General features: G+C 24.2%; 2 protein-coding genes. Both read right to left on the minus strand.

The window, feature by feature from the left end; all coding sequences use genetic code 11:
• The coding region (locus HZY83_RS01625) for a hypothetical protein (protein WP_218925301.1) at window positions 1–312 on the minus strand (312 nt) is incomplete at its 3' end.
• Between the two features lie 95 nt (window positions 313–407).
• Window positions 408–956: a GNAT family N-acetyltransferase gene (locus HZY83_RS01630; protein ID WP_179942351.1), complete on the minus strand. Its 549-nt coding sequence runs from the start codon at window positions 954–956 to the stop codon at window positions 408–410.
• Window positions 957–1,299: the final 343 nt, after the last annotated feature.

Genomic DNA, 1,299 nt, shown 5'->3' on the forward strand with positions numbered 1-1,299 from the left:
GTATATATATATATATATATATATATATTCTGTTTCATACGAATATATATTACCAAATGATTTATTCTTATATATAATATCTCTTGTTCCATCTATATCATATTTTAATTCTTCTATATTTGGATTATCCACCCACCATAAATTATCTATTAACATTATCAATTCTGGCTCTTGTCCTTCTCCTCTTGGCATATTTTTCGCGTAATATACTGCATTTGATTTTAAATTTATTTTTACGCATCCTACTAATAACATAACTAATAATAGTCCTAGTAGTGCTAACATTACTGTTCTTAATATTATTTTTTTCATTTTTTTCTATCTAAATTTCCTTGTCTTAACTAACTTATTATAATTATTTATTATTACTAATAACTTATACACTCATTTAATTCATAATAACTCCACTACCCTAATTTATTCTTAACCCATTCTTCTTTTGTAAGATAAGTGTAGTGAATTGTTCTTATATCGTTAATCAATTCAACTTTCACATTCTCTTCAGTATGATGATATTTAAATCCGCATTTTTCTTGAGCAATTTTTGATTTATTGTTACCTTCATAATATCCACACCACATTACATTATACCCTAATTTCTCAAAAGCATGTCTCTGTATTGATTTTAAAGCTTCAGGTACGTATCCATTACCCCAAAATGGCACACCTATCCAATATCCAACTTCAATTTCTTTATCAGTATTATTTTTGTAAGTTTGCTTAGTAGGAAACAATCCAATACTGCCTATAGCTCTATTATCATCTTTTAAACAAATCGCATAAGTTTCATCTTCCGATAATATATTCTTAATAATGTCAAGACTATTTTCAATACTTGTATGTATAGGCCAACCAGCAATTGGACCTACATCTGGATTCTTTGCATATTCATATAAACTTTCTGCATCACTTTCTTTCCATGGTCGCAAAATTAATCTATCTGTTATAATTTCCATACATAATTCTCCTTAATTTAAAATTAATTACTACATAAAGTCTACATATTAATCCTATTATCATTTTTAAAGTTATAAGTTATAACAAAAAATTTAAAATTTTATATGTTAACTAAAAATTAAATGCTAATTGCATTATCCTACTTATTTATCTATATTAATTATTATATTTATACTGTAAAATATTGTCAAATACTTATGTATTATTCATTTTTAGTTTGTTAATCTATGATAGTTTAAAATCATTTTTCAAAAATTTAATTATATGATTATATAAATAAAAAAACTCTGAGTACCACTTTTAATCGTGTTACTCAGAAATATCTTTTTAATACAACTATTT

Origin of the sequence: Gemella sp. GH3, assembly GCF_013415425.1 — a bacterium.
Classification (GTDB): Bacteria; Bacillota; Bacilli; order Staphylococcales; family Gemellaceae; genus Gemelliphila.

What these genes read in the sequence shown, in the direction of transcription:
- HZY83_RS01630 (WP_179942351.1), bottom strand. Translation starts at nt 956, where the DNA reads ATGGAAATTATAACAGATAGATTAATTTTGCGACCATGGAAAGAAAGT.